This is a genomic window from Pseudomonas sp. FW305-28, from assembly GCF_017351395.1.
GTDB classification, from domain to species: domain Bacteria; phylum Pseudomonadota; class Gammaproteobacteria; order Pseudomonadales; family Pseudomonadaceae; genus Aquipseudomonas; species Aquipseudomonas fluorescens_AA.
Genome location: NZ_JACNDD010000006.1, coordinates 17945 through 42434, shown reverse-complemented (window position 1 = coordinate 42434; position 24490 = coordinate 17945). Strand labels below are relative to the sequence as shown.

At 60.4% G+C, this 24490-nt stretch carries 26 protein-coding genes and 1 other RNA gene; 16 read left to right on the top strand and 11 right to left on the bottom strand.

Features of this window, described 5'->3' with window-relative positions; all coding sequences use genetic code 11:
• The first annotated feature begins 82 nt into the window (after positions 1-82).
• The gene (locus tag J4E53_RS02870; protein WP_060740734.1) at positions 83-397 is read left to right on the top strand and encodes a DNA-binding transcriptional regulator; all 315 of its coding nucleotides are present in this window, start codon (positions 83-85) and stop codon (positions 395-397) included.
• Between the two features lie 193 nt (positions 398-590).
• On the opposite strand, the gene J4E53_RS02865 is transcribed toward J4E53_RS02870, so the two are convergent.
• From J4E53_RS02865 to J4E53_RS02850, 4 genes are all read right to left on the bottom strand, one after another.
• The gene (locus J4E53_RS02865; RefSeq protein ID WP_060740735.1) at positions 591-1292 is read right to left on the bottom strand and encodes a hypothetical protein; all 702 of its coding nucleotides are present in this window, start codon (positions 1290-1292) and stop codon (positions 591-593) included.
• 91 nt (positions 1293-1383) lie between these two features.
• The gene (locus J4E53_RS02860; protein ID WP_146042603.1) at positions 1384-1527 is read right to left on the bottom strand and encodes a DUF72 domain-containing protein; all 144 of its coding nucleotides are present in this window, start codon (positions 1525-1527) and stop codon (positions 1384-1386) included.
• Complete coding sequence (locus tag J4E53_RS02855; RefSeq protein ID WP_060740736.1) at positions 1524-2537, bottom strand: sensor domain-containing diguanylate cyclase; 1014 nt, start codon at positions 2535-2537, stop codon at positions 1524-1526. The genes J4E53_RS02860 and J4E53_RS02855 overlap by 4 nt, the downstream gene beginning before the upstream one ends.
• Before the next feature lie 193 nt (positions 2538-2730).
• Complete coding sequence (locus tag J4E53_RS02850; RefSeq protein WP_103308303.1) at positions 2731-3648, bottom strand: LysR family transcriptional regulator; 918 nt, start codon at positions 3646-3648, stop codon at positions 2731-2733.
• 98 nt (positions 3649-3746) lie between these two features.
• Here J4E53_RS02850 and J4E53_RS02845 point away from each other — a divergent pair, with 98 nt between their 5' ends.
• A complete protein-coding gene (locus J4E53_RS02845; protein ID WP_103308317.1) occupies positions 3747-4922 on the top strand; it encodes an aspartate aminotransferase family protein in 1176 nt (391 codons plus the stop codon).
• A 150-nt stretch (positions 4923-5072) separates the two neighbouring features.
• Complete coding sequence (locus J4E53_RS02840) at positions 5073-5810, top strand: OmpA family protein (protein ID WP_063324469.1); 738 nt, start codon at positions 5073-5075, stop codon at positions 5808-5810.
• A gap of 230 nt (positions 5811-6040) precedes the next feature.
• Here the strand turns inward: J4E53_RS02840 and J4E53_RS02835 are convergent, their stop codons facing one another.
• Positions 6041-6478 carry a YhcB family protein gene (locus J4E53_RS02835; RefSeq protein ID WP_003205372.1) on the bottom strand — a complete coding sequence of 146 codons (438 nt, stop codon included), beginning with the start codon at positions 6476-6478 and terminating at the stop codon, positions 6041-6043.
• 147 nt (positions 6479-6625) lie between these two features.
• On the opposite strand from J4E53_RS02835, the gene J4E53_RS02830 reads away from it, so the two are divergent.
• The 3 genes from J4E53_RS02830 (at position 6626) to zapE (ending at position 9832) form a co-directional block, all read left to right on the top strand.
• Entirely contained in the window at positions 6626-7255 is a 630-nt protein-coding gene (locus tag J4E53_RS02830; protein WP_060740740.1) for an alpha/beta hydrolase, read from the top strand.
• Positions 7256-7279: 24 nt separating this feature from the next.
• Complete coding sequence (locus tag J4E53_RS02825; RefSeq protein ID WP_060740741.1) at positions 7280-8635, top strand: tryptophan--tRNA ligase; 1356 nt, start codon at positions 7280-7282, stop codon at positions 8633-8635.
• Positions 8636-8737: 102 nt separating this feature from the next.
• Positions 8738-9832: a cell division protein ZapE gene (gene zapE / locus J4E53_RS02820; protein WP_060740742.1), complete on the top strand. Its 1095-nt coding sequence runs from the start codon at positions 8738-8740 to the stop codon at positions 9830-9832.
• 190 nt (positions 9833-10022) lie between these two features.
• Here zapE and J4E53_RS02815 read toward each other — a convergent pair whose 3' ends face one another.
• Positions 10023-10919 (bottom strand): GlxA family transcriptional regulator, encoded by an 897-nt coding sequence (locus tag J4E53_RS02815; protein WP_177431688.1) that lies wholly within the window; start codon positions 10917-10919, stop codon positions 10023-10025.
• 244 nt (positions 10920-11163) lie between these two features.
• On the opposite strand from J4E53_RS02815, the gene J4E53_RS02810 reads away from it, so the two are divergent.
• A complete protein-coding gene (locus tag J4E53_RS02810; protein WP_103308301.1) occupies positions 11164-12300 on the top strand; it encodes an acyl-CoA dehydrogenase family protein in 1137 nt (378 codons plus the stop codon).
• Positions 12301-12416: 116 nt separating this feature from the next.
• Here J4E53_RS02810 and J4E53_RS02805 read toward each other — a convergent pair whose 3' ends face one another.
• Positions 12417-13457: an NADP(H)-dependent aldo-keto reductase gene (locus J4E53_RS02805; protein ID WP_060740745.1), complete on the bottom strand. Its 1041-nt coding sequence runs from the start codon at positions 13455-13457 to the stop codon at positions 12417-12419.
• Positions 13458-13702: 245 nt separating this feature from the next.
• Between J4E53_RS02805 and rplM the strand changes: the two genes are divergently transcribed.
• The 7 genes from rplM (at position 13703) to J4E53_RS02770 (ending at position 18580) form a co-directional block, all read left to right on the top strand.
• Positions 13703-14131, top strand: a complete 429-nt coding sequence (gene rplM, locus J4E53_RS02800; RefSeq protein ID WP_003205365.1) for a 50S ribosomal protein L13 — start codon at positions 13703-13705, stop codon at positions 14129-14131.
• Positions 14132-14145: 14 nt separating this feature from the next.
• Positions 14146-14538, top strand: a complete 393-nt coding sequence (rpsI, locus tag J4E53_RS02795) for a 30S ribosomal protein S9 (protein WP_003205364.1) — start codon at positions 14146-14148, stop codon at positions 14536-14538.
• Positions 14539-14794: 256 nt separating this feature from the next.
• Positions 14795-15388, top strand: a complete 594-nt coding sequence (petA, locus tag J4E53_RS02790) for a ubiquinol-cytochrome c reductase iron-sulfur subunit (protein WP_060740746.1) — start codon at positions 14795-14797, stop codon at positions 15386-15388.
• Positions 15388-16599, top strand: a complete 1212-nt coding sequence (locus tag J4E53_RS02785) for a cytochrome bc complex cytochrome b subunit (RefSeq protein ID WP_030138561.1) — start codon at positions 15388-15390, stop codon at positions 16597-16599. The genes petA and J4E53_RS02785 overlap by 1 nt, the downstream gene beginning before the upstream one ends.
• The gene (locus J4E53_RS02780) at positions 16599-17381 is read left to right on the top strand and encodes a cytochrome c1 (RefSeq protein WP_060740747.1); all 783 of its coding nucleotides are present in this window, start codon (positions 16599-16601) and stop codon (positions 17379-17381) included. Before J4E53_RS02785 ends, J4E53_RS02780 begins: the two co-directional genes overlap by 1 nt.
• A 151-nt stretch (positions 17382-17532) precedes the next feature.
• Positions 17533-18150: a glutathione S-transferase N-terminal domain-containing protein gene (locus J4E53_RS02775; RefSeq protein ID WP_003178195.1), complete on the top strand. Its 618-nt coding sequence runs from the start codon at positions 17533-17535 to the stop codon at positions 18148-18150.
• Positions 18151-18166: 16 nt separating this feature from the next.
• Positions 18167-18580 (top strand): ClpXP protease specificity-enhancing factor, encoded by a 414-nt coding sequence (locus tag J4E53_RS02770; RefSeq protein ID WP_053124982.1) that lies wholly within the window; start codon positions 18167-18169, stop codon positions 18578-18580.
• A 716-nt stretch (positions 18581-19296) separates the two neighbouring features.
• On the opposite strand, the gene J4E53_RS02765 is transcribed toward J4E53_RS02770, so the two are convergent.
• The 4 genes from J4E53_RS02765 to J4E53_RS02750 all read right to left on the bottom strand — a co-directional run bounded on the left by J4E53_RS02765 (position 19297) and on the right by J4E53_RS02750 (position 22741).
• Positions 19297-19875, bottom strand: a complete 579-nt coding sequence (locus J4E53_RS02765; protein WP_030139689.1) for a BON domain-containing protein — start codon at positions 19873-19875, stop codon at positions 19297-19299.
• Positions 19872-20465 carry a phosphoheptose isomerase gene (locus J4E53_RS02760; protein WP_007928463.1) on the bottom strand — a complete coding sequence of 198 codons (594 nt, stop codon included), beginning with the start codon at positions 20463-20465 and terminating at the stop codon, positions 19872-19874. The genes J4E53_RS02765 and J4E53_RS02760 overlap by 4 nt, the downstream gene beginning before the upstream one ends.
• A gap of 102 nt (positions 20466-20567) precedes the next feature.
• A complete protein-coding gene (locus J4E53_RS02755; protein WP_060740748.1) occupies positions 20568-20930 on the bottom strand; it encodes a YraN family protein in 363 nt (120 codons plus the stop codon).
• The gene (locus J4E53_RS02750; protein WP_103308300.1) at positions 20930-22741 is read right to left on the bottom strand and encodes a penicillin-binding protein activator; all 1812 of its coding nucleotides are present in this window, start codon (positions 22739-22741) and stop codon (positions 20930-20932) included. Before J4E53_RS02750 ends, J4E53_RS02755 begins: the two co-directional genes overlap by 1 nt.
• Before the next feature lie 207 nt (positions 22742-22948).
• On the opposite strand from J4E53_RS02750, the gene rsmI reads away from it, so the two are divergent.
• Both rsmI and rnpB read left to right on the top strand, forming a co-directional pair.
• A complete protein-coding gene (gene rsmI / locus J4E53_RS02745; protein ID WP_103308299.1) occupies positions 22949-23821 on the top strand; it encodes a 16S rRNA (cytidine(1402)-2'-O)-methyltransferase in 873 nt (290 codons plus the stop codon).
• 74 nt (positions 23822-23895) lie between these two features.
• Positions 23896-24249, top strand: an RNA gene (rnpB, locus tag J4E53_RS02740) — RNase P RNA component class A.
• Positions 24250-24490: the final 241 nt, after the last annotated feature.

The following is a 24490-nucleotide window of genomic DNA, read 5'->3' as shown; positions in this document are numbered from 1 at the left end:
ACGAGTTGGAAAACCTGACCTCCGAGCAAGAGAAGATGCTCAAGCGCGCCATAGAAGCTGAGTTGAAAGTGCGAGGTACCTTATGAAAAAACGTGATCTGTTTGCCGAGATGATACAAGGCGTCGAGGAGATGGCCGCTCACCGGGAGGGCAAGATCACCCTTCGTCAGCTGTCGATCGAGGATAAACCGGTTCCCGAGGTGTCGGCTCGGGAAATCGTGGCGTTGCGCGACAAGCTCCATATGTCTCAGGCCGTTTTCGCCAAGAGCATCAGGACCAGTCCTGGCACCCTTAGGAACTGGGAGCAGGAGAAGTCCAAACCCAACGCCCAGGCGGCTCTTCTGATCAGGTTGGTCGAGAAGTTTCCAGACATGGTCGAGCGGCTCGGCGCTGTTTGAGGAACTCATATCTCTCCCATGAAAAAGCCCCGCCTTCGAGAGAAGCGCGGGGCTTTTTCATGGGGGTTGCGGGCTGCCGATGTTCCTGTGGGAGCGAGCTTGCTCGCGATGGCGGTGGTTCAGCCTGCATGAGTGCTGAATGTGCCGGCTTCATCGCGAACAAGCTCGCTCCCACAGTGGCCTCGGGTGAGGCTTATTGCTGGGCGATGCTGTAGCCGTCGAAGGCTTTCTGCTGTTGCAACGCAGTGACGATGCCTTTGCGGGTGGCCGGTTGTTCGGTGCCGTCGTTGTCCAGGAAGGTTTCGCTTTCCAACTCGGCTTCGTCGCCTTCGCCTACGAAGTTGAAGCCCAGGAACTCGAAGGCTTCGCGGTCGACGTTCGGCTTGGAGCGTGGTGTGCGCAGGGGCAGGGTGACGCTGATGCCGTCCTTGCTGATGACAAACACTTCGGCTTCCTTCTTGCGCGAGGCCTTGCCCTTGCTGCCGCTTGGGTTGCTGATGGCCTGATGGGTCTGGTTCAGTACTTTCAGGGCCAGGCCGTAGACCAGTTCCTGGAACGATGGGTCGTCCTTGTAGCTGGAGAGGATGCGGCTGATCGGGAAGCGGCTGCTCAGGTCTTCCAGGGCCGCGAAGTCAGCGGCTTCGGCGTCCTTGAGCTGTTTGAGCTGGCCCATCAGTTCGTAGGCCTTGTCGTCGTCGAAGGCATCGTGGGCCTGACGGATGGCGTTGCGCAGTTCGCGGATCTGGTCGCTTTCGCGGTTCGACTGGAACGCATCGAGGACCATTTCGCTGATGGTTTTGGCCTGGGGCAGATGCTGTGAAAGATTGATGGAGTTTTCGTATTCCGCTTTGGACGACAGGGTGACTACGGATTCAGCGGTGTTGGAATCGGACATTGAAATTTCACTACTTCTGTTAGCGGGATGAGGCGAGAAAGGCATTGAGCTTTTTTCCGGTCGCCTAATCTATTGGACCCGAGCGGTGTTGTCACGGTCGGACCGGCAGCAACTGACCATTTGTTGCCGGTGACGGCTTTGCGTCTTGCATCAGGCCCATCAAGCGCAACGCGTCGGCGGTCGCAGCGCCACTGGCGGTGTTGTCGAAGATGCACCAGGTCGGGGTACCGTTCATTCGCAAATCACATTCTTGCCCGCCATCTTGGAGCGATACAGCGCCTGGTCTGCCCGGTGCAGCAACGCCGAGTGCTGTTCATCCTCCAAGCGCTGCACCACGCCAAAACTCATGGTGATCTGGAAGTCGCCCACCGGCAGCAGGTCGGACAGGCCACGACGAATGCTTTCCGCCAGCAGGCGGGCGTCGGCCAGGGTGGTGTTGGGCAAGATCATGATGAATTCGTCGCCGCCCCAGCGCACCAGCAGGTCACTGCCGCGCTCGCAGCGCTTGACGCTCTGTACCACTTGCACCAGCGCTGCGTCACCGAAGGCGTGGCCGTAGCGATCGTTGATGTCCTTGAAGTCATCGACGTCCATGGCGATCAGCGACAACGGCTCGCGGAAACGCTGTGCGCGCTCACAGGCCAGCGGCAGTGCCTGGTCCAGGCGATAACGGTTGGCGACCCGCGTCAGGGCATCGGTTTCGGCAAGCCTGCGGTTTTCGTCGAGTTGGAGCTGCAACTGATGGTTGACCCGGGACAGTTCGCGGGTGCGTTCTTCAATGATGGCTTCCAAGGATTTGTTACGCCGTTCCAATTGTTCGAACAGGCGCTTCTTGTCGTCGATACTGCGATGGGCGCCGATCATGCGGGCCACCGTGCCGTCCGGATTGCGGGCGATCACGTAGCCGCGATCCTCGATCCAGATGTAGGACCCGTCGCACGTGCGGCAACGGTACTCGGCTTGGTAGCGGTGGGATCGTTGTTCCAGGTAGTCGTCGAACAACGCCATGACCCGTGGGTAATCCTCCGGGTGGATCACGCTTTCCCAGGTCAGCACGGTGTTGTCCAGTGAATGAGGCAGGTAGCCAAGCATCGTGTACCAGCCGGGGTTGCGGTAGACGAAGCCGGTGTTGGCATTCCAGTCCCAGATGCCATCGCTGACCAGTTCCAGGATGGTGTGCAGTACGCCTTCGTCCAGATCGGACAGGTCGAACCGCAGCATGTCGATGTTCGAGGCATCTCCCATCGTCGTTTCCTCATCACCCTTGATATCAAAATGCTCGTCCAAGGAGGAAGAGTAGCTGATGGGGCGCGGGGTCACTAGCGGGGGCGATGTCCTGTAGGAGCTGCCGAAGGCTGCGATCTTTCGGGCTTTCGCTCGGGACTCAAGCGTCTGGGGAAAGATCGCAGCCTCGTTGCACTCGTCAGCTCCTGCGTCGTCATTCGGGTTGGGCTTGGGGTTTACCCCATTTCTCCAGCGCGAACTCGACAAAACTGCGCAGTTTCGGCAAGCGGTAGCGATCCTGCGCGTACATCAGGCTCATCGGCCGATGGGGCAATTGGTAGCCCTGCAGCAACGCCACCAAGTGCCCCTCCTTCAGGTCCTGGGCCACCAGGGCATCGGGCAGCATCACCACGCCCATCCCGGCCAGGGCGGCGCGATGCAGGCCCGAGGAACTGTTGATCAGCATCGGTCCGTTCACCGGGACTTTGATCTCGCCGTCCGGCCCGTTGATGGGCCAGTGATCCTGGGCGAAGCGCCATTCGTCTGCTGCCGAATAGGCAAACGACAGGCAGTCGTGTCGTTGCAGGTCCGCCGGTTGTTCCGGCGTGCCGCGCCGGGCCAGGTAAGCGGGGGAGGCGCAGATGGTCAGGGTGTAGTCCAGCAACGGACGGGCAATCAGCTTCGGGTCGGGATGGCCGAGGCGGATGGCGACGTCGAAGCCATGGTCGAGCAGGTCCAGGCGCTGGTTGGTCAGCACCACGTCGAGCTTGACCTGGGCGAAGCGCTGGCTGAATTCGGCCAGCGCCGGTGAAAGGCGTTCGGTACCGAAGGTCAGTGGTGCGGTGATGCGCAGGGTGCCAGTGGGCTCGCCTTGGGTCTGTTCGGCCAGGCGTTCGGAGTCGGCCACCAGCCCCAGTACTTCCAGACAGCGCTGGTAGTAGGCCGAGCCGAATTCGGTCAGGCGCTGGCGCCGCGTCGTACGGTTGATCAGGCGCACGCCGAGGCGTTGCTCCAGGGCACGAAGATGATTGCCCACCATGGTGGTGGACATTTCGCACGCCTGGGCCGCCGCCGTCAGGCTCCCGGTTTCTACCACCTTCACGTAAACGGTCATCGCCTGGAACAGGTCCATTATCAAGCTCAGCTTATAAATGATTGAAGTAAAGCAGCGTTTATCCAGCCTTGGTGGCTAACCATACTGGAAAAAACCACCCGATGGAGCTTGATGCCATGACCGCTGCCTGCCTGATGACCACTTACCAACCCCTGGCGCTGAATTTCACCCATGGTTTGGGGACGCGCCTGTGGGATCAGGACGGTCGTGAATACCTCGATGCGGTGGCGGGCGTGGCGGTGACCAATGTCGGCCATTCCCACCCGCGGCTGGTGGCCGCCATCAGCGAGCAGGCCGGCCTGCTGTTGCACACCTCCAACCTGTACAGCATCGATTGGCAGCAACGCCTGGCGCAAAAGCTCACCCAGCTGTCGGGGATGGAGCGGGCGTTTTTCAATAACTCAGGCGCCGAGGCCAACGAAACCGCGCTGAAGCTGGCGCGCCTCTACGGCTGGCACAAGGGTATCGAGCAGCCCTTGGTGGTGGTCATGGACAACGCATTCCATGGACGCACCTTGGGCACCATGTCCGCCAGTGACGGTCCGTCCGTGCGGCTGGGTTACAACCGGTTGCCGGGGGATTTCATCAAGGTGCCGTTCGGCGATCTCGCGGCGCTGGAACAGATTCAACAGGCTCACGCCGAACGCATCGTCGCGGTGCTGGTGGAGCCGATCCAGGGTGAGAGCGGTGTGCAACTCGCCCCACCAGGGTACCTCAAGGCCTTGCGGCAGTTATGCAGTCGGCGCGCCTGGCTGTTGATGCTCGACGAGATCCAGACCGGCATCGGGCGCACCGGCCAATGGTTCGCGTTCCAGCACGAGGGCATCGTGCCGGATGTCATGACCCTGGCCAAAGGCCTGGGCAACGGTGTGCCTATCGGTGCCTGCCTGGCACGGGGCAAGGCTGCCGAGCTGTTTACCCCTGGCAGCCATGGCAGTACGTTCGGCGGCAATCCGCTGGCCTGTCGGGTCGGTTGCACAGTGTTGGACATCATCGAGGAGCAAGCGCTGGTGGGTAACGCCAGGCACCAGGGCGAACAATTGCTGAGCCGGCTGCGGACCGAGCTGGCGGACAATCCGAATGTCTTGGCGATTCGCGGCCAGGGCTTGATGATCGGCATCGAACTCAAGCAACCGGTCCGCGACCTGACCCTTCGCGCCGCCCGGGACCACGGCCTGCTGATCAATGTCACCCGGGGCCAGACCATCCGCCTGCTGCCGCCGCTGACGATCGATGGGCGGGAAGTGGAGATGATTGTCAGGGGCGTGAGCCGCTGCCTGGCGCAAGGCTGAGGCAACCCGCCCAGACGACGGTTTTTTCTGAAGCAGCCGGGCGAAGCGCAACGCAGCGGGACGGAATTTTTAACGATTGCCGCGTTCCAACGCCTGCCAGAGTCGATTGCCTACGCCCTGGCACTTCAGACTGAAAACCAGGAGCATTCCATGTTCACCTCGCGTCGCTTGATCGTTGTCGCTACTGCTGTGGCCTTGTTGTCCGGCTGTGCGTCGCCTAACCCCTATGACAACCAGGGCCAGGCCTCTACCGAATCGTCGGGCATGAGCAAAACCGCCAAGTACGGCGGCCTCGGTGCACTGGCGGGGGCGTTGGCCGGTGCGGCCATCGGTCACGATAACCGGGGCAAGGGTGCGTTGATCGGTGCGGCGGTGGTGGGGGCTTCCGCGGCCGGCTACGGTTACTACGCCGACCAGCAGGAAAAGAAACTGCGCGCCAGCATGGCCAATACCGGCGTTGAAGTACAGCGCCAGGGCGACCAGATCAAGTTGATCATGCCGGGCAACATCACCTTCGCCACCGACTCGGCGAACATCGCGTCCAGCTTCTACCAGCCGCTGAACAACCTGGCCAACTCCCTCAAGGAGTTCAACCAGAACCAGATCGAGATCGTCGGTTACACCGACAGCACCGGCAGCCGCCAGCACAACATGGACCTGTCCCAGCGCCGTGCCCAGAGCGTGGCGACCTACCTGACGTCCCAGGGCGTGAGCGGTGCCAACCTCTCGGCCCGTGGCGCCGGCCCGGACAATCCGGTGGCCAGCAACGCCGACGTCAATGGCCGCGCGCAAAACCGTCGTGTCGAGGTCAACCTCAAGGCCATTCCTGGCCAGCAATATCAGGAGGCGCCGCAGCAGCAGGGGCAGACTTACCAACAGTACCCATGATCGCTGGGCGGTAAATGAAACGGGGGCTCTGGAAACAGGGCCCCCGTTTTTTGTGGCTGGCGCCACCCCTGTGGGAGCGAGCTTGCTCGCGATAGCGGTCTGCCTGAGCCGGTGATGTGGGATGTGCCGCCATCATCGCGAGCAAGCTCGCTCCCACAGGGGATTTTCCTGGACTAAAAAAAAGCCCGCCCGATCATGTGATCGGGCGGGCTTTTGGTGTCGCTCGCAAATTACTTCTTCAAACCGTAATGCTCATCGAGCATGCCGGGCGAATTCGGGGCCTTGGGGGCGTAGTCCCGCGGCGGTTCCTGGATCCCTTTTGGTGGGGTCAGGCGTTCCCGTGGAGTCTGTGCCGCATCGGCTTGCAGGGCGGCCAGCAGGCGCTGGCGAGTCTGCTCGTCCAGGGCCAGGCGATTGGCACCCTCGGACAAATGATCCTGGACATCCTGGTAGCTCTGGGTGAGTTTTTTCACCAGAGAAGCGGTGCTGTTGAAGTGGGTGACCACTTCATTCTGATAACTGTCGAAACGTTCCTGAATGTCGTCCAGCTGACGTTGCGTGCTGTTGGGCACCGCATTGGGCAGCAGTCGGGCAAGCAGGAATCCAATGGCGACACCGGCAACCAGGGCAAGAGTCGGCAACAACCAAACTAAGAGCGAGTGTTCCACGAGTCCTTCCTCTATAAACGGCTTTGCTTTACGTTAACGGCTCGGACCTGCGCTGTATACCGCGAAGAACATCGCAATCATGCCAGGCACAGACTTTAGCTAGACGAGTCGACCCAATTCGGGGTCACGGAGTTCTTTCCCTTGCTTATGCGCGAAACCCCTGTCGTCATCGATGGCCCCGTGGGCCAACTGGAAGCCTTGTACCTGGACAGCGAGGCCCCCCGTGGCCTGGCGCTGATCTGCCACCCGAACCCGGTGCAGGGCGGGACCATGCTCAACAAAGTGGTCTCGACCCTGCAACGCACTGCCCGCGATGCTGGGCTCGTTACGTTGCGTTTCAATTATCGTGGCGTGGGTGCCAGCGCCGGCACCCATGACATGGGCACTGGCGAAGTGGATGACGCCCAGGCTGTTGCCCAATGGTTGCGTGAAAAATACCCGCAATTGCCCCTGACCCTGTTCGGTTTTTCCTTTGGCGGCTTTGTCGCCGCCAGCCTGGGCGGGCGCCTGGAAGCCCAGGGGCAACCGGTCAAGCACCTGTTCATGGTGGCCCCGGCGGTGATGCGCCTGGACGAGCGATCGCCCTTGCCGACCGGTGGCGAATTGACCGTGATCCAGCCGGAAACCGACGAAGTGGTCGATCCGCAGCTGGTTTACGAATGGTCCGACACGCTCCAACGCCCCCATGAGCTGCTGAAAGTGGCAGAATGCGGACACTTTTTTCATGGCAAGCTGACCGATCTCAAGGATCTGATCCTGCCGCGCCTCTCGAATTGATAGCAGTCTGACAAGCGATAACCCATGACGACGCGTACCCGTATCCTGACCGGCATCACCACCACCGGCACCCCGCACCTGGGCAACTATGCCGGCGCCATCCGTCCGGCGATCCTCGCCAGCCGCGACAGCAACGCCGATTCGTTCTACTTCCTGGCCGACTACCACGCCCTGATCAAGTGCGATGACCCGCTGCGTATCCAGCGTTCGCGCCTGGAGATCGCCGCCACTTGGCTGGCCGGCGGCCTGGATGTGGACCGCGTGACGTTCTATCGCCAGTCCGATATTCCCGAGATCCCGGAACTGACCTGGCTGCTGACCTGCGTCGCGGCCAAGGGCCTGCTCAACCGTGCCCACGCCTACAAGGCCTCGGTGGACAAGAATGTCGAGGCCGGCGAAGACCCGGACGCCGGTGTCACCATGGGCCTCTACAGCTACCCGATCCTCATGGCCGCCGACATTCTGATGTTCAACGCCCACAAGGTCCCGGTCGGTCGCGACCAGATCCAGCACGTGGAAATGGCCCGCGACATCGGCCAGCGCTTCAATCACCTGTTCGGCCAGGGCAAGGAGTTCTTCACCATGCCCGAGGCGCTGATCGAAGAAAGCGTGGCCACGCTGCCGGGCCTCGATGGCCGCAAGATGTCCAAGAGCTACGACAACACCATCCCGTTGTTCAGCAGCGCCAAGGACATGAAGGACGCGATCTCGCGGATCGTCACCGACTCCCGTGCCCCGGGCGAAGCCAAGGATCCGGACAATTCGCACCTGTTCACCCTGTTCCAGGCCTTCGCCACTGCCGAACAGTCCGCCGAGTTCCGCAGCGAACTGCTGCAAGGCCTGGGTTGGGGCGAAGCCAAGAACCGCCTGTTCCAGTTGCTCGACAACGAGCTGGGTGAAGCGCGCGAGCGTTATCACCAGTTCATCGAACGTCCGTCGGACCTTGAAGACATCCTGCAACTGGGCGCGAGCAAGGCCCGGGCCGTGGCAACGCCGTTCCTCAACGAACTGCGCGAGGCCGTTGGCCTGCGTTCGTTCGTCAGCCAGGTCCAGGTGGCAACCCAGGTCAAAAAGAAAGCGGCCAAGGCGGCTCGTTTCGTCAGCTTCCGCGAGGATGACGGCAGTTTCCGTTTCCGCCTGCTTTCTGCCGATGGCGAGCAACTGTTGCTCTCGAACAATTTTGCCGATGGCAAGACTGCAGGGCAGGTGACCAAGCAATTGCAATCCGGCCAACCCTTGGACGTGCGCAGCGACGACCTGGGTTTCAGCGTCTGGCTCGACGGTGAGTGCGTGGCGAACAGCCCGGCCTTCGCCGACAGCGCCGCCCGGGATGCGGCCATCGATGCGCTGCGCGTTGCCCTGACGCCTGCCCAGGACTGATCGCGGCGCGTCACCCGACCATCGGCCCGAATAAGGGCCGATTGCCATTCCTCTGGGCCATCGCTACAGTGACGGCCCGTTTTTGTTGCCTTGCTAACGAATATGACGCCCCTAGAACGATATCAAGCTGATCTGAAACGCCCGGAGTTCTTCCACGACGCAGCCCAGGAAACGGCGGTGCGGCATTTGCAGCGCCTGTACGACGACCTGGTCGCGGCCTCGAACAACAAGCCGGGCCTGTTGGGCAAACTGTTCGGCAAAAAAGACCAGGCACCGGTCAAGGGCCTGTATTTCTGGGGCGGCGTTGGCCGTGGCAAGACCTACCTGGTGGACACCTTCTTCGAAGCGCTGCCGTTCAAGGAAAAGACACGCACGCACTTCCACCGCTTCATGAAGCGCGTGCACGAGGAAATGAAGACCCTGGGGGGCGAGAAGAACCCGCTGACCATCATCGCCAAGCGTTTTGCCGACGAGACCCGGGTGATCTGCTTCGATGAGTTCTTCGTTTCCGACATCACCGACGCCATGATCCTGGGCACCTTGATGGAAGAGCTGTTCAAGAATGGCGTGACCCTGGTCGCCACCTCGAACATCGTGCCGGACGGCCTGTACAAGGACGGCCTGCAGCGGGCGCGGTTCCTGCCGGCCATCGCGCTGATCAAGGAACACACCGAAATCGTCAACGTCGACAGCGGCGTCGACTACCGCCTGCGTCACCTCGAACAAGCGGAGTTGTTCCACTTTCCGTTGGATGCCGCCGCCGAAGAAAGCCTGCGCAAGAGCTTCCGCGCCCTGACGCCGGAATGCACCCAGGCGGTGGAAAACGATGTGCTGATCATCGAAAACCGCGAGATCCGCGCCATCCGCACCTGTGACGACGTGGCCTGGTTCGACTTCCGCGAACTGTGCGACGGCCCGCGCAGCCAGAACGACTACATCGAGCTGGGCAAGATCTTCCACGCCGTGTTGCTCAGCGGCGTCGAGCAGATGAGCGTCACCACCGACGACATCGCCCGTCGCTTCATCAACATGGTCGACGAGTTCTACGACCGTAACGTGAAGCTGATCATTTCGGCCGAAGTCGAACTCAAGGACCTCTACACCGGCGGTCGCCTGACCTTCGAGTTCCAGCGGACCTTGAGTCGTTTGCTGGAGATGCAGTCCCACGAATTCCTGTCGCGAGCGCATAAGCCGTAGGGCGATTCGCAAAGCAAAAAAAGCCTGCGATTGCAGGCTTTTTTTGTACGCTCGAAATCAGTCGTTCACTGCAAAACCCTGTGGGAGCGAGCTTGCTCGCGATGGCGTCTTATCAGTCAACATTAGGCCTGCTGAACCACCGCCATCGCGAGCAAGCTCGCTCCCACATGGGATTGCGTTCAGCTCTGGTTCACGCCGCCTGCTGAAACTGCTGCCGATACTGGTTCGGCGACAGGTCGGTATGTTGCCGGAACAACCGTGCGAAAAAGCTCGCGTCGTCGTAGCCGACTTCGTAGCTGATGGTCTTGATGCTCTTGCGACTGCCGGAGAGCAGGCCCTTGGCGGTTTCGATCCGCAGTCGTTGCAGGTAATGCAGCGGCTTGTCGCCCGTGGCGGTCTGGAAGCGGCGCATGAAATTGCGGATGCTCATGCCATGCTCCCGGGCAACATCCTCGAAGCGGAATTTATCGGCGAAGTGCTCTTCGAGCCATTGCTGGATCTGCAGGATGATCACGTCCTGGTGCAGTTTCTGCCCGCCAAAGCCGATCCGTCCCGGCGAATAGCTGCGTTGCACTTCATACAGGATGTCCCGCGCCACGGCCTGGGCCACATTGGCGCCGCAGAAGCGTTCAATGAGGTAAATGTAGAGGTCGCAGGCTGAGGTCGTGCCGCCGGCGCAAAACAGGTTGTCGGCGTCGGTCAGGTGCTTGTCCTGGTTCAGGTGCACCTGGGGGAAGCGCTCCTTGAAGGCGTTGAAGAAGCGCCAGTAGGTGGTCGCTTCCTTGCCGTCGAGCAGACCGGCTTCGGCCAGCCAGAACACCCCGGTGGCTTCGCCGCAGAGGACCGCGCCGCGAGCGTGTTGTTCGCGTAGCCAGGGCAGTACCTGGGGGTAGCGTTGGCAGAGGTTGGCGAAATCATCCCAGAAGGCCGGCAGGATGATGACGTCGGTGTTTTCCAGGCCTCCGTCCACCGGCATGATCACATCGCTGAAGCTGTTCACCGGTTTGCCATCGGGGCTGACCAGCCGGGTTTCAAACGCCGGTGTCAGACCGTGGCCCAGCTGTTTGCCATAGCGCAGGCTGGCCAGGTGGAAAAAATCCTTGGCTTGCATGAGGGTGAAGGCGAAGACCCGGTCGATTGCCAGGATGCTGACGCGCCGCAAGGGCGTGGAGGCGTGCATAGACATAATTCATCTTTTTTTTTATAGGGGAAAGTGGTCACTAGACGGCTGGATCGTCTTATTTTTTGTCGGATGTGTCCAGTGTCCTGTCGTACACCGCAGGCTTAGGCTCTGTCGGATAACCACGTCCAACAATAATCAAAGGTGCGCCATGATCCCAAGAACACTGTTCAGTCCCGAGCACGAATTGTTTCGCGACAGCGTACGAACCTTCCTCGAAAAAGAAGCCGTGCCGTACCACAGTCAGTGGGAAAAACAGGGGCATGTCGATCGCCAGCTCTGGGACAAGGCGGGGGAGGCGGGCATGTTGTGCTCGCACCTTCCAGAGGCTTATGGCGGGTTGGACGCGGACTTCCTCTACAGCACGGTGGTGATCGAGGAGATCGGCCGCCTGGGGCTGACGGGGATCGGTTTCTCGCTGCATTCCGACATCGTCGCGCCGTACATCCTGCATTACGGCAGTGAGGCGCTGAAACACAAGTACCTGCCGAAACTGGTGTCTGGCGAAATGGTCACGGCCATCGCGATGACCGAGCCGGGCGCCGGTTCCGACCTGCAAGGGGTTAAGACCACGGCGGTGCTGGACGGTGACGAATACGTCATCAACGGCTCCAAGACGTTCATCACCAATGGTTTCCTGGCGGACCTGGTGATTGTGGTCGCCAAGACCGATCCCAAGGCTGGTGCCAAGGGCACCAGCCTGTTCCTGGTGGAGGCGGGCACGCCGGGCTTCGAAAAGGGCAAGCGCCTGGAAAAAGTCGGAATGAAGGCCCAGGACACGTCGGAACTGTTTTTCCAGGATGTCCGCGTGCCGAAGGACAACCTGCTCGGGCAGGCCGGAATGGGCTTTGCCTACCTGATGCAAGAGCTCCCCCAGGAGCGCCTGACCGTCGCCATCGGCGGCCTGGCTTCGGCCGAAGCGGCGCTGCAATGGACCCTGGACTACACCCGCGAGCGCAAGGCGTTCGGCAAAACCATCGCCGACTTCCAGAACACCCGTTTCAAGCTCGCGGAAATGGCTACCGAAATCCAGATTGGCCGGGTCTTCGTCGACCGCTGCCTGGAACTGCACCTGCAAGGCAAGCTGGACGTGCCGACGGCGGCGATGGCCAAGTACTGGGGCACCGACCTGCAATGCAAGGTGCTCGACGAGTGCGTGCAGTTGCATGGCGGCTACGGCTTCATGTGGGAATACCCGATTGCCCGGGCATGGGCGGATGCGCGGGTGCAGCGGATCTATGCCGGGACCAATGAAATCATGAAGGAGATCATTGCGCGGTCGCTTTGATGCGGTGGTGGGCTTGGGTCCGCTATCGCGAGCAAGCTCGCTCCCACATGGGGCTCCTGCATTGGCGCAGAAACCCTGTGGGAGCGAGCTTGCTCGTGATGGGGCCTATGAATCAATCAAGGCGCAGGGTTCGGCTGATCCTTGTGAATCGCCTCGATCCCCGCCAGCACTTCGTCCGACAGCTTCAGGTCGGCGCTTTCGATGTTGCTGTCCAGTTGCTCCAGGGTGGTGGCGCCAATGATGTTGCTGGTCACGAACGGCTGTTGGGTGACGAACGCCAGGGCCATCTGCGCCGGGTCCAGGCCGTGCTCACGGGCCAGCGCCACGTACCGGCTGCACGCGGCTTCCGATTGAGCGTTGAAATAGCGTGTGAAGCGGCTGTAGAGCGTCAAACGACCCTTGGCCGGTCGTGCGCCGTTCTCATATTTGCCCGACAGGAAGCCGAACGCCAAGGGTGAGTAAGCCAGCAGGCCGCACTGTTCACGGATGGCGATTTCCGCCAGGCCGACCTCGAAGCTGCGGTTGAGCAGGTTGTACGGGTTCTGGATCGACACCGCCCGCGGCCAGCCACGGGCCTCGGCCAGGGCCAGGAACTTCATGGTGCCCCACGGTGTTTCGTTGGACAGGCCGATGTGGCGGATCTTGCCGGCCCGGACCTGTTCGTCCAGGGCTTCGAGGGTTTCCTCCAGTGGGGTGAACGTTTCGTCGGCCTTGTGCTGGTAGCCCAGTTGACCGAAGAAGTTGGTGCTGCGCTCCGGCCAGTGCAACTGATAGAGGTCGATGTAGTCGGTTTGCAGGCGCTTGAGGCTGGCGTCCAGCGCTTCGACGATGTGCTGGCGGTTGTGCTTGAGGTTCTTGTCGCGGATGTAGTCGATGGTGTTGCCGGGACCGGCGATCTTGCTCGCCAGGATCCAGTCGGCACGGTCGCCGCGGCTTTTGAAATAATTGCCGATGTAGCGCTCGGTGGTGGCGTAGGTCTCGGCCTTGGGGGGCACCGGGTACATCTCGGCGGTGTCCATGAAATTGATGCCGGCACCCTTGGCGCGTTCGATCTGGGCGAAGGCCTCGGCCTCGCTGTTCTGCTCACCCCAGGTCATGGTGCCGAGGCACAGGGCACTCACGTTCAGATCGGTACGGCCTAGCTGGCGATAGTCCATCGGGAACTCCTTGGGCAAAACAATCATAAAAGCAGGTTGAAATATTTTTCGCAATCTGCATAATTGCGCACCTCTTTCTGCAGTGGAAGTGATGCGCCGCCGCCGAAGAATCTTGCCGTTGAACGGACGCGCCGACCCGAGCCCCCGAAAGCGTCTGTATCCGGCTGCCTTTGACTTGTCAAAGTACGCACTATTCAGTAAGATCCGCCGTCTAATTTACAGGGCGGCCCCTGAGGCTATAAAGAATGAAAACTTTTACTGCTAAACCGGAAACAGTAAAGCGCGACTGGTTTGTCGTCGACGCTGCTGGTCAGACCCTGGGTCGTCTGGCCACCGAAATCGCGAGCCGTCTGCGTGGCAAGCACAAGCCTGAGTACACCCCTCACGTTGACACCGGTGACTACATCGTCGTGATCAACGCTGAGCAAGTACGTGTTACTGGCGCTAAAACCACTGACAAAATGTACTACTCCCACTCCGGTTTTCCTGGCGGCATCAAGTCGATCAACTTTGAAAAGCTGATCGCCAAAGCCCCTGAGCGCGTGATCGAGACCGCGGTTAAAGGCATGCTGCCTAAGAACCCACTGGGTCGCGACATGTATCGTAAGCTGAAGGTTTATGCGGGCGCTGCTCACCCTCATACTGCTCAGCAGCCCCAAGAACTGAAGTTTTAACGGAATAGTTCATTATGTCGGCGACTCAAAATTACGGCACTGGCCGTCGCAAGACTGCAACCGCACGCGTTTTCCTGCGTCCGGGCACTGGTAACATCTCCATCAACAACCGCTCCCTGGATAACTTCTTCGGCCGCGAAACTGCCCGCATGGTAGTTCGTCAGCCGCTGGAACTGACCGAGACCGTCGAAAAATTCGACATCTACGTCACTGTTATCGGTGGTGGTGTAAGTGGTCAAGCTGGCGCAATCCGCCACGGCATCACTCGCGCTCTGATGGATTACGACGAGACTCTGCGTGGTGCTCTGCGCAAAGCCGGCTTCGTAACTCGCGATGCTCGCGAAGTTGAACGTAAGAAAGTCGGTCTGCGTAAAGCGCGTAAGCGTCCGCAGTACTCGAAGCGTTAATTTCGCTTCCGCTTTCAAAAGGCGCCCAGTTCCTCACGGAGCTGGGCGTTTTTTTATGGGCAAAAGAATTGCTCTGTGACAACTTGCCACATTCGTAGAGCCCCTATACTACAAGGCTTGGCGGTTTGGCCGCTTGGTAATTACCTTGTCAGAATTGGGGCTTTTCATTACCATTCGGCAAAATTTTTATAAGTTCAGATTTTTACTTAGTAGACGCCTGATCTAACAGGCCACAAAGCTGATGGGAGAGGACTGAATGAGCAATGACGGCGTGAATGCAGGCCGGCGTCGCTTCCTGGTAGCAGCCACATCCGTGGTGGGTGCTGCAGGAGCGGTGGGGGCTGCGGTCCCGTTCGTGGGGTCATGGTTTCCCAGCGCCAAGGCGAAAGCCGCAGGTGCACCGGTGAAAGTGAATGTCAGCAAGATCGAGCCAGGCCAGCAGATGATTGCTGAGTGGCGCGGCCAGCCGGTGTTCATCGTCCGCCGTACAGAGGAAATCCTGGGGAATCTGAAAAAGATCGAGGGTCAGTTGTCCGACCCGTCCTCGAAGAACTCTACGCAACCGACCTATGTCGACCCGCAGACGCGTTCGATCAAGCCAGAGGTCCTGCTGCTGATCGGGATCTGTACGCACCTGGGTTGCTCGCCAACGTTCCGCCCTGAAGTGGCGCCTGCCGACCTGGGCAAGGACTGGGTCGGTGGTTATTTCTGCCCTTGCCACGGCTCCCACTACGACCTGGCCGGTCGCGTCTACAAGTCGCAGCCTGCACCTCTGAACCTGCCAGTTCCCCCGCATTCCTATGAGACCGATGACATCATTGTCGTTGGCGTCGATACGGAGAAAGCGTGATGAGCAAACTAATGGATTGGGTTGATGCGCGCTTTCCCGCGACCAAAATGTGGGAAGACCATCTCAGCAAGTACTACGCTCCGAAGAACTTCAACTTCTTCTACTTCTTTGGCTCCCTGGCGCTGCTCGTTCTGGTCAACCAGATCGTCACCGGTGTCTGGCTGACCATGAGCTACACCCCGTCGGCGGAAGAAGCGTTTGCCTCCGTCGAATACATCATGCGCGACGTCGAGTACGGCTCGATCCTGCGTCTGCTGCACTCCACCGGCGCTTCGGCGTTCTTCATCGTGGTCTACCTGCACATGTTCCGTGGCTTGCTCTACGGTTCGTACCAGAAGCCGCGTGAACTGGTGTGGGTCTTCGGCATGCTGATCTACCTGGCGCTGATGGCCGAGGCCTTCATGGGCTACCTGCTGCCGTGGGGCCAGATGTCCTACTGGGGTGCCCAGGTGATCATCTCGCTGTTCGGTGCGATCCCGGTCATCGGTGACGACCTGACCCAGTGGATTCGTGGTGACTACCTGATCTCGGGCATCACCCTGAACCGCTTCTTCGCCCTGCACGTGGTCGCCCTGCCGATCGTGATCCTCGGCCTGGTGGTGCTGCACATCCTCGCGCTGCACGAAGTCGGCTCGAACAACCCGGATGGCGTGGACATCAAGAAACACAAGGACGAGAACGGCGTACCGCTGGATGGCATTGCCTTCCACCCGTACTACACCGTGAAAGACATCGTCGGCGTGGTGGTCTTCCTGTTCATCTTCTGCTCCATCGTGTTCTTCTTCCCGGAAATGGGTGGTTACTTCCTCGAGAAGCCGAACTTCGAGCAGGCAAACGCGTTCAAGACCCCTGAGCACATTGCCCCGGTCTGGTACTTCACGCCGTTCTACGCGATCCTACGGGCGATCCCGGACAAGCTGCTGGGCGTTATCGCCATGGGCGCGGCCATTGCCGTGCTGTTCGTCCTGCCGTGGCTGGACCGCAGCCCCGTCAAGTCGATGCGCTACAAAGGCTGGCTGAGCAAGATCTGGCTCGTGGTGTTCTGCATTTCGTTCGTGATCCTGGGCGTGCTGGGCGTACTGGCACCGACACCAGGGCGCACGTTGCTGTCGCAGGTTTGCACCTTCCTGTACTTCGCCTACTTCATTCTGATGCCTTTCTACACCAGGCTCGAGAAGACCAAACCGGTTCCGGAAAGGGTGACTGGCTGATGAAAAAGCTATTTGCTGTACTGATTCTTGCTGCTATGCCTGTACTGTCCTTCGCGGCTGAACACGGTGGTCCGGAGCTGGAAAAAGTCGACATCGACGTTTCCGACAAAGCGGCCATGCAGGACGGCGCACGTACGTTCGCCAACTACTGCATGGGTTGCCACAGTGCCAAGTTCCAGCGCTATGAGCGCGTTGCCGATGACCTGGGTATCCCCCATGAGCTGATGCTCGAGAAGCTTGTGTTCACCGGTGCCAAACTGGGCGATCACATGACCATCGGCATGCAGCCTGCGGACGCCAAGACCTGGTTCGGCGCCGCGCCGCCGGACCTGACCCTGGTTGCCCGCGTGCGTGGCACCGACTGGCTTTACGGTTACCTGCGTTCGTTCTACGAAGACCCTGCACGTCCATGGGGCGTGAACAACAAGGTCTTCCCGAACGTCGGCATGCCTAACGTTCTGGTCGGCCTCCAGGGGCGCCAGGTGGTAGGCTGCAAACAGGTTCAGATCGTTGAAGACGGCAAAAAGCAATTCGATCCGCTGACTGGCTCCGCTTTGACCCATGAAGCCTGCGACCAGCTGACCGTATTGCCGAACACCGGCAGCCTGACCCCGGAGCAGTTCGATGAGAAGGTCAAGAACCTGGTGACCTTCCTGGCCTACTCGGCCAACCCGGTGAAGCTGGAGCATCAGCGCATCGGTACCTATGTATTGCTGTACCTGGCGTTCTTCTTCGTATTCGCTTACCTGCTCAAGCGTGAATACTGGAAAGACGTGCATTGATAAAGCTGTAAGCCATTGCTGTGAATCGTGCGCGCCCAAGGGCGTCTCTAGACATGTAACGAGCCTGGCCCGCCAGGTGTTACGGGAGACGCCCTCTGGGCGCGCTCGTTTTTCCGTTTTTCGATAATTTCAACAAGCGAGGAGGATCGCCATGGGCGTGACCAATCGGTTGGCCTGTTACTCCGACCCCGCCGACCACTATTCCCACCGGGTACGCATCGTACTGGCAGAGAAGGGTGTCAGCGCCGAGATCATTTACGTCGAAGCGGGTCGTCAGCCGCCGAAGCTGATCGAAGTGAACCCTTACGGCAGCCTGCCCACATTGGTCGATCGTGACCTGGCGTTGTGGGAGTCGACCGTGGTGATGGAATACCTGGATGAGCGTTATCCGCATCCACCCTTGCTGCCGGTTTATCCTGTCGCGCGTGCCAACAGCCGTTTGCTGATCCATCGCATCCAGCGTGACTGGTGCGGGTTGGTGGATCTGATCCTGGATTCCCGGACCAAGGAGCCGGCGCGGGTCGTGGCGCGCAAGGAATTGCGTGAAAGCCTGACGGGCGTATCGCCGTTGTTCGTCGACAAGCCGTTTTTCCTCAGTGAGGAACAAAGTCTGGTGGATTGCTGCCTATTGCCCATACTCTGGCGTTTGCCGATTCTGGGTATCGAACTGCCGCGGCCTGCCAAGCCGCTGCTTGATTATATGGAGCGCCAATTTGCGCGTGAGGCATTCCAGGCGAGTCTGTCTGGTGTCGAACGCGACATGCGCTAAGGCTTAGGGAGCCGCTATGAACTCCAGTCGACCTTATCTGGTCCGCGCGCTCTACGAGTGGATTGTGGACAATGATTGCACCCCGCACATGCTCGTCAATGCCGAGTTTCCATCGGTGCAGGTGCCGCAGGGTTTTGCCAATGATGGGCAGATTGTCCTGAACGTGTCGCCAGCCGCTGTGCGTCACCTGCACATGGATAATGATGCCGTCAGTTTTGAAGGGCGCTTTGGTGGTGTGCCACACACCCTGTACGTGCCTGTTGCGGCGATTCTGGGGATTTATGCCCGGGAGAATGGCCAGGGCATGGTGTTTGAGCTGGAAGCGCCGTTGGACGGTGAAGAAGAGTTCGAGCCGGATGATGACCTGCCACCGCCGGATGACGAGCCGCCGAGGCCTAGTGGTCGGCCTAGTCTTAAGGTGGTGAAGTAGCGGGGCAGGTAATCTGTTCGCTGTTCGCTGTTCGCTGTTCGCTGTTCGCTGTTCGCTGAGGAAAATGCCCGTGTCGTGAGATGTGGGCATTTTTTTTTGGCTGCATTCACTGGTGGATTGGTGTGTATATCCGTTTCTGCGGTAACGGCTACTGGCGGTTCCGCCCTTACGGCGGGTCACTTTTGAAAGGGCGCCAAAAGTAACCAAAAGCGCCTTGCCCCACCACTAGGCACCTCGCCTAGGCTCGGTGTTCCCTCACTCCGGCATTGCTCCGTGGGCCGCCGCGAAGGGCCATCCATGGCCCAGCGCGGCTATCCCGGCATCCATGCCGGGATGCCCACTGCGCAATGCCTGCGTTCGGCCGGCGTGGTTAATGGGGCGCCCAGATCAAAAGCAAAAGCAAAGCAAAGCAAAAGCGAGGCGGCCTTATAGCCGACCTGTCTCCTCCGGCTGTACCCGATGATCCCATTGTGGGAGCGAGCTTGCTCGCGATGGCGTCAGGTCAGCGGCATCGATGTTGGCTGATACACCGCAATCGCGAGCAAGCTTGCTCCCACAGTTGATTGGGGTGCAGCCAGAGAGGCGGGTCGGCTATAAGGCCGCCTGGCTTTTGCTTTTGATCTGGGCGCCCCGACCAAATAAAAAAACGGCGCTCCTCTGTATGAGTGAGCGCCGTTTTTTCCAGCCACATGCAGCCTCAAGAGCCGCGAGTCGCCTCAGTCGATGTATTCAAACAACTTGACGATTTTCTGCACGCCGGACACACCCTGCACCAGGTTGGTCGCCTGGGCGGCTTCCTGCTTGGTCAGCAGGCCCAACAGATAGACGATGCCGTTCTCGGTCACAACCTTGATGCGCGAGCCAGGAATGCTGGCGTCGGTGAGCATCTGGGTCTTGATCTTGGTGGTCAGCCACGCATCGTTCTGGCGCGCCAGCAGCGAGGAGGGTTGCAGGACCTGCAGTTCGTTATGCACGGTCTTGACCCGCTGTACGGCGCTGGCTTCCTGCTCGGCCTTGGCCTTGAGGTCGGCACGTGGGGTCTGGCCGGCCAGCAGTACGACACCGTTGAAGCTGGTGACGACGATGTGCGAGTTGTTGTCCAGGTCCGGGTCGGCCTTGGCAATGTTCACGCCGACCTTGGTTTCAATCAGGGAGTCGTCGATCTTGCTGCCGAAGGTGCGGGTGCCGCGGTCGTCTTCAATCGGCTTTTCCCGGCTGGCGTTAACCACCGATGTGCAGCCGCTGATGCCGAGGCACAGGGTCAGGGCCAGAAGGCCTAGGCGATTAGGGGTCATTCTTCACTCCCGAACAGTTGGCTGTCGATCAAGTCGCAAAGGCAGTGGATCGCCAGCAGGTGGACTTCCTGGATACGTGCGGTGACATTGGCCGGTACGCGGATCTCGACGTCTTCGGGCAATAGCAGTGATGCCATGCCGCCGCCGTCACGACCGGTCAATGCTACGACAATCATTTCGCGATCATGTGCGGCCTGGATCGCTTGAATAATATTGGCCGAGTTGCCGCTGGTGGAAATCGCCAGCAGCACATCGCCGGGTTGGCCCAGGGCGCGGATCTGTTTGGAGAAGACTTCGTTGTAGCTGTAGTCGTTGGCGATCGAGGTGATCGTCGAGCTGTCGGTGGTCAGGGCGATTGCCGGCAGGCTCGGGCGTTCGCGCTCGAAGCGGTTGAGCAGCTCCGACGAGAAATGCTGGGCGTCGCCGGCCGAGCCGCCATTGCCGCACGAAAGCATTTTGCCCTCGTTGAGCAAGGCGTTGACCATCACTTGGCTGGCTTGCTCGATGTGCGGTGCAAGTACGTCCATCGCCTGTTGCTTGGTGTCGATACTGGCCTGAAAAAGCTGGCGAATTCGCGATTGCATGTCCATCTGTGTGACCTTAAGTAGCGCGGCTTATGGGCACAAACATGTGCGGCGCGCAAAGCAAAGAGCAAAAAAGTTAGGTGAAGGTGTCCGGCTCGGCATGGGCGCTCAACTGTCGAAGGCGTTCTGCAGCCAGTTCAACTGGGCGGCGTTGCTGTCGATGGCAACCACGTCGAAGCGGCAGGGGTAATCGGCCCAGCGAGACTCGCGTTGCAGGAAATACTGCGCGGCGAACACCAGCTTCTGGCGCTTGCGCTCGTCAATGCTGTCGAGCGCGCCACCCCATTGGGTATTTTTTCTGTAGCGGACTTCGACGAATACTACTGTATCGCCGTCAAGCATGACCAGATCAAGCTCGCCGCGTTTGCACAACCAGTTCTGCGCCACCAGCCGCAGACCGTGTTGCTGGAGATGCGCGAGGGCCTGGCCCTCGGCATCCCGTCCGCTTTGCTGGCGTGATCGGTCAGGCATCAGCGCTGGGTGTCCGGCAGGCGCTGCACCTGGCCATTGACGAACTCGGCCCATGGCAGTTGACGCTGTACGCGCTGGGTGGGCGACACGGCCAGACTGCCCGACAAGCCTTCGATGCGGCTGTCCGGCAACGTCTTGAGTTGGCCAAGGCGTGGTGCCAGGCGATAGGCATCTGCGCCCATCGCGTACAGCCGACCCAGGCTGCCACCCGCCTGGGGCCACTGCGCCGTGACCTGCTTGCGCAGCGGGTCATTGGCGTCGAGCAGCCACGGAGTTTCGCAGAAGCGGATGCCGCTCATGTCGTTGTACTGGTTCTGGTCGCCGCTGGCGCTGAACACCGAAGACGTCGCGTAGACCGGCACGTCGCCGGCGTATTGGAAGTTCAGGGTTGGCTTGATCTGCTGGGCCTGCTGCGGTGTCGAGGCCAGGAAGATGAATTCGATGTCCTGGCGACGGGACGGCTGGGCCGCGACCGTGGTGCCCACGGTGCTTTGCAGGCTCTTGGCGCGACCTTCGCTCTGGCGCAACTGGAACATGTCGGCGATCTGCTGGGCCAGTTGGACCGGCTGGTCGACCCGTTCGATCGCGACGATGGTGCCGCCGTTGGCCTGCCAGTCCTGGCTGAAGGCTTTCAGTACACGATCGCCCCATTCGCCCTTCGGCACCATGGCGGCGGCGCGGTGCAGGCCATCGGCGCGGGCGCGACGGGACACTTCGCGAGCTTCATCCTCGGGTGCCAGGCCGAACTGGAACAGTTGCGGTGGCCCTTGTTCACCTTCGCTGTAGTTCAGCGCCAGGGTAGTGATTGGCAATTGCGGGCGGGTGCTGATCTGCTTGACCAGGGGTTTTTCCAGCGGGCCGATGACCAGTTGCACGCCGTCGGCCTGGGCCTTGCGATAGAACTCCTCCATGGAGGTCAGGCTGGCGCTGTCATAGAACTGGATGCTTGGTGGCGTTTGCCCGGCCTGCTGGGCCTGGTAGTGCGCGGCCATGAAACCCTCGCGCAAGGCCTTGGCAACCGCTGCCAGCTGGCCACTTTGTGGCAGCAGCAGGGCGATCTTGCTCAGTGGCTGGCTGGCCAGTTCCTTGAGCTTGACCAGGGGCGTCGGCAGTTGCAGGGCCGCGGGATGCTTCGGGTTCTGTTCGCGCCAGTGGTCGATGGCCGCCTGCTGCTGTTCCAGGGTGCCGGCGGTCTTGACGGCCTGGGCCAGGCTCAGCCAGCCGCCGAGGTCGTCGTTGGAGGCGGGCTGCAACTGGTCGGTGGGCAGCGAGGCGATCAGCGACCAGATGGCTTCGTGGTTTTTCGCCGCGGCGTCGTCCTTCAGCAAGGGCGCGATGAAGATGCGCTCCTTGGCGGCGGCCAGGGTCTGGCCGTCGGCTTCGAGGGCGCGGGCGCGGACGGTCCCGGTGCGGACCTGCTGCTCCACTGGCATTTCGCTCAGGTGTTGCAGGCTTGGGTGGCTCAGGGCGGTCAGCGCGGCCTTGGGCTGGTTGCGGGTCATCGCCAGTTCCGCCGACAGCGTGCTGGCGAAAATCTGCTGGCCGGGCTTGAGTTGTTCCATCGGCACTTGTTGCAGGATCTGTGCGGACTGGCCGGCATTGCCCTGGCGGTAGGCCAGGTCTGCGGCGCTCAGGCGCAGCAGGGCGGCTTTTTCCGGGGTTTTGCTTTGGGTGGCCTGTTCGAGCAACTGCTCGATACTGGCATCCGGGGTCCGTGGAAGTTCGCCAAGGCTGGACGAGGGCGAGCTGGCGCAGGCCGCCAGGAGGGCAGCGAGGCAGAGGGCGGAGAGCAGCCGCAGGCAAGCGATCATGTAAGTGTTCCTGATACGAGATCAAATTAGCGTCGAATTGTACCCAAGCACTGGCCGGGGCGCGATGTTACTGGCGTGAATCGATCAATTTAGGTATTTCAAAGAGTGCGGCGCGCCACAAAAGACAGGGTATTGCCTCTGTGGTGAACAGCTTAGGCGGCCGTCACACGCTACAATGGCGGTTTTTACGATCATGAGGTGCGCGTTTTGACTGCTCCAGGTGCTTTGAATTCCGCTGCCGGCTCGCTTTATGTGGTGGCGACGCCCATCGGCAACCTGGACGATATCAGTGCCCGGGCGCTGAAAATCCTGCAGGAGGTCGCGCTGATCGCGGCTGAAGATACGCGTCACTCCCAGCGCCTGCTGCAACATTTCGGCATCTCCACGCCGTTGGCGGCCTGTCATGAGCACAATGAGCGGGACGAAGGCAGTCGTTTTATTACCCGGCTGCTGGCTGGCGATAACATCGCGCTGATTTCCGATGCGGGTACGCCGTTGATTTCCGACCCCGGCTATCATCTGGTGCGCCAGGCCCGGGCGGCGGGTATCAGTGTGGTACCGGTGCCGGGGGCTTGCGCGTTGATCGCGGCGCTGTCGGCGGCAGGCCTGCCGTCGGACCGTTTCATCTTCGAAGGTTTCCTGCCGGCCAAGGCGGTGGGGCGGCGGGCGCGCCTGGAAGCTATAAAGGAAGAGCCGCGCACGCTGATCTTCTATGAGGCGCCGCACCGCATTCTGGAGTGCCTGCAGGACATGGAGCTGGTGTTCGGTGCCGAACGCCAGGCGCTGCTGGCCCGGGAGTTGACCAAGACCTTTGAAACCCTCAAGGGGCTGCCGTTGACCGAGTTGCGCGCCTTTGTGGAAAACGACAGCAACCAGCAGCGCGGCGAGTGCGTCGTGCTGGTGGCGGGCTGGACGCCGCCGCAAAGCGAGGATGCCGTCAGCGGCGAGGCGATGCGCGTCCTGAACCTGCTGCTCGAGGAAATGCCCCTCAAGCGCGCCGCGGCCCTTGCGGCGCAGATCACTGGCGAGCGCAAGAATGTGCTGTATCAGGTCGCACTGGAAAAACAGAAAGACCAGTGAAACCGGGACAAGGTGCTGGCCCGGGGCTTTTAGCGCTTGTTCTTCAAGCGCTCTACCGTTAACCTTCGCGGCGGAGAGTCGATCGGACAGTCGCTGCCCTCTATGAGAATTAGGGGGGGGAGGAAAGTCCGGGCTCCATAGGGCGAAGTGCCAGGTAATGCCTGGGAGGCGTGAGCCTACGGAAAGTGCCACAGAAAATAACCGCCTAAGCGTTTCGGCGCCGGTAAGGGTGAAAAGGTGCGGTAAGAGCGCACCGCACGGCTGGCAACAGTTCGTGGCTAGGTAAACCCCACTTGGAGCAAGACCAAATAGGGTCCCAAGGCGTGGCCCGCGCTGGGACCGGGTAGGTTGCTAAAGATGTCCAGTGATGGCCATCGTAGACGAATGACTGTTCAAGACAGAACCCGGCTTACAGATCGACTCTCCACCTTTTCCCTTCCTGCCGGAATCACTGGCAGACGCAGTTCCTAAGACCAAAAAAATCTTACTCTTAACAAATCACTTTAACTTGTGCGCGCAGTCCCCTGTGCTGCTTCAGGTTGGGGCGAATTTTCCTACGTCAGATTCTTGTTACCCCTCCTGAAACGCTCCTAAATCTCCGATCTATAAGGCTTTTCCTTCATTACGCGCCTTGACGGTGCGGTGGGCGCATTCCTATAGTGTGCGCAA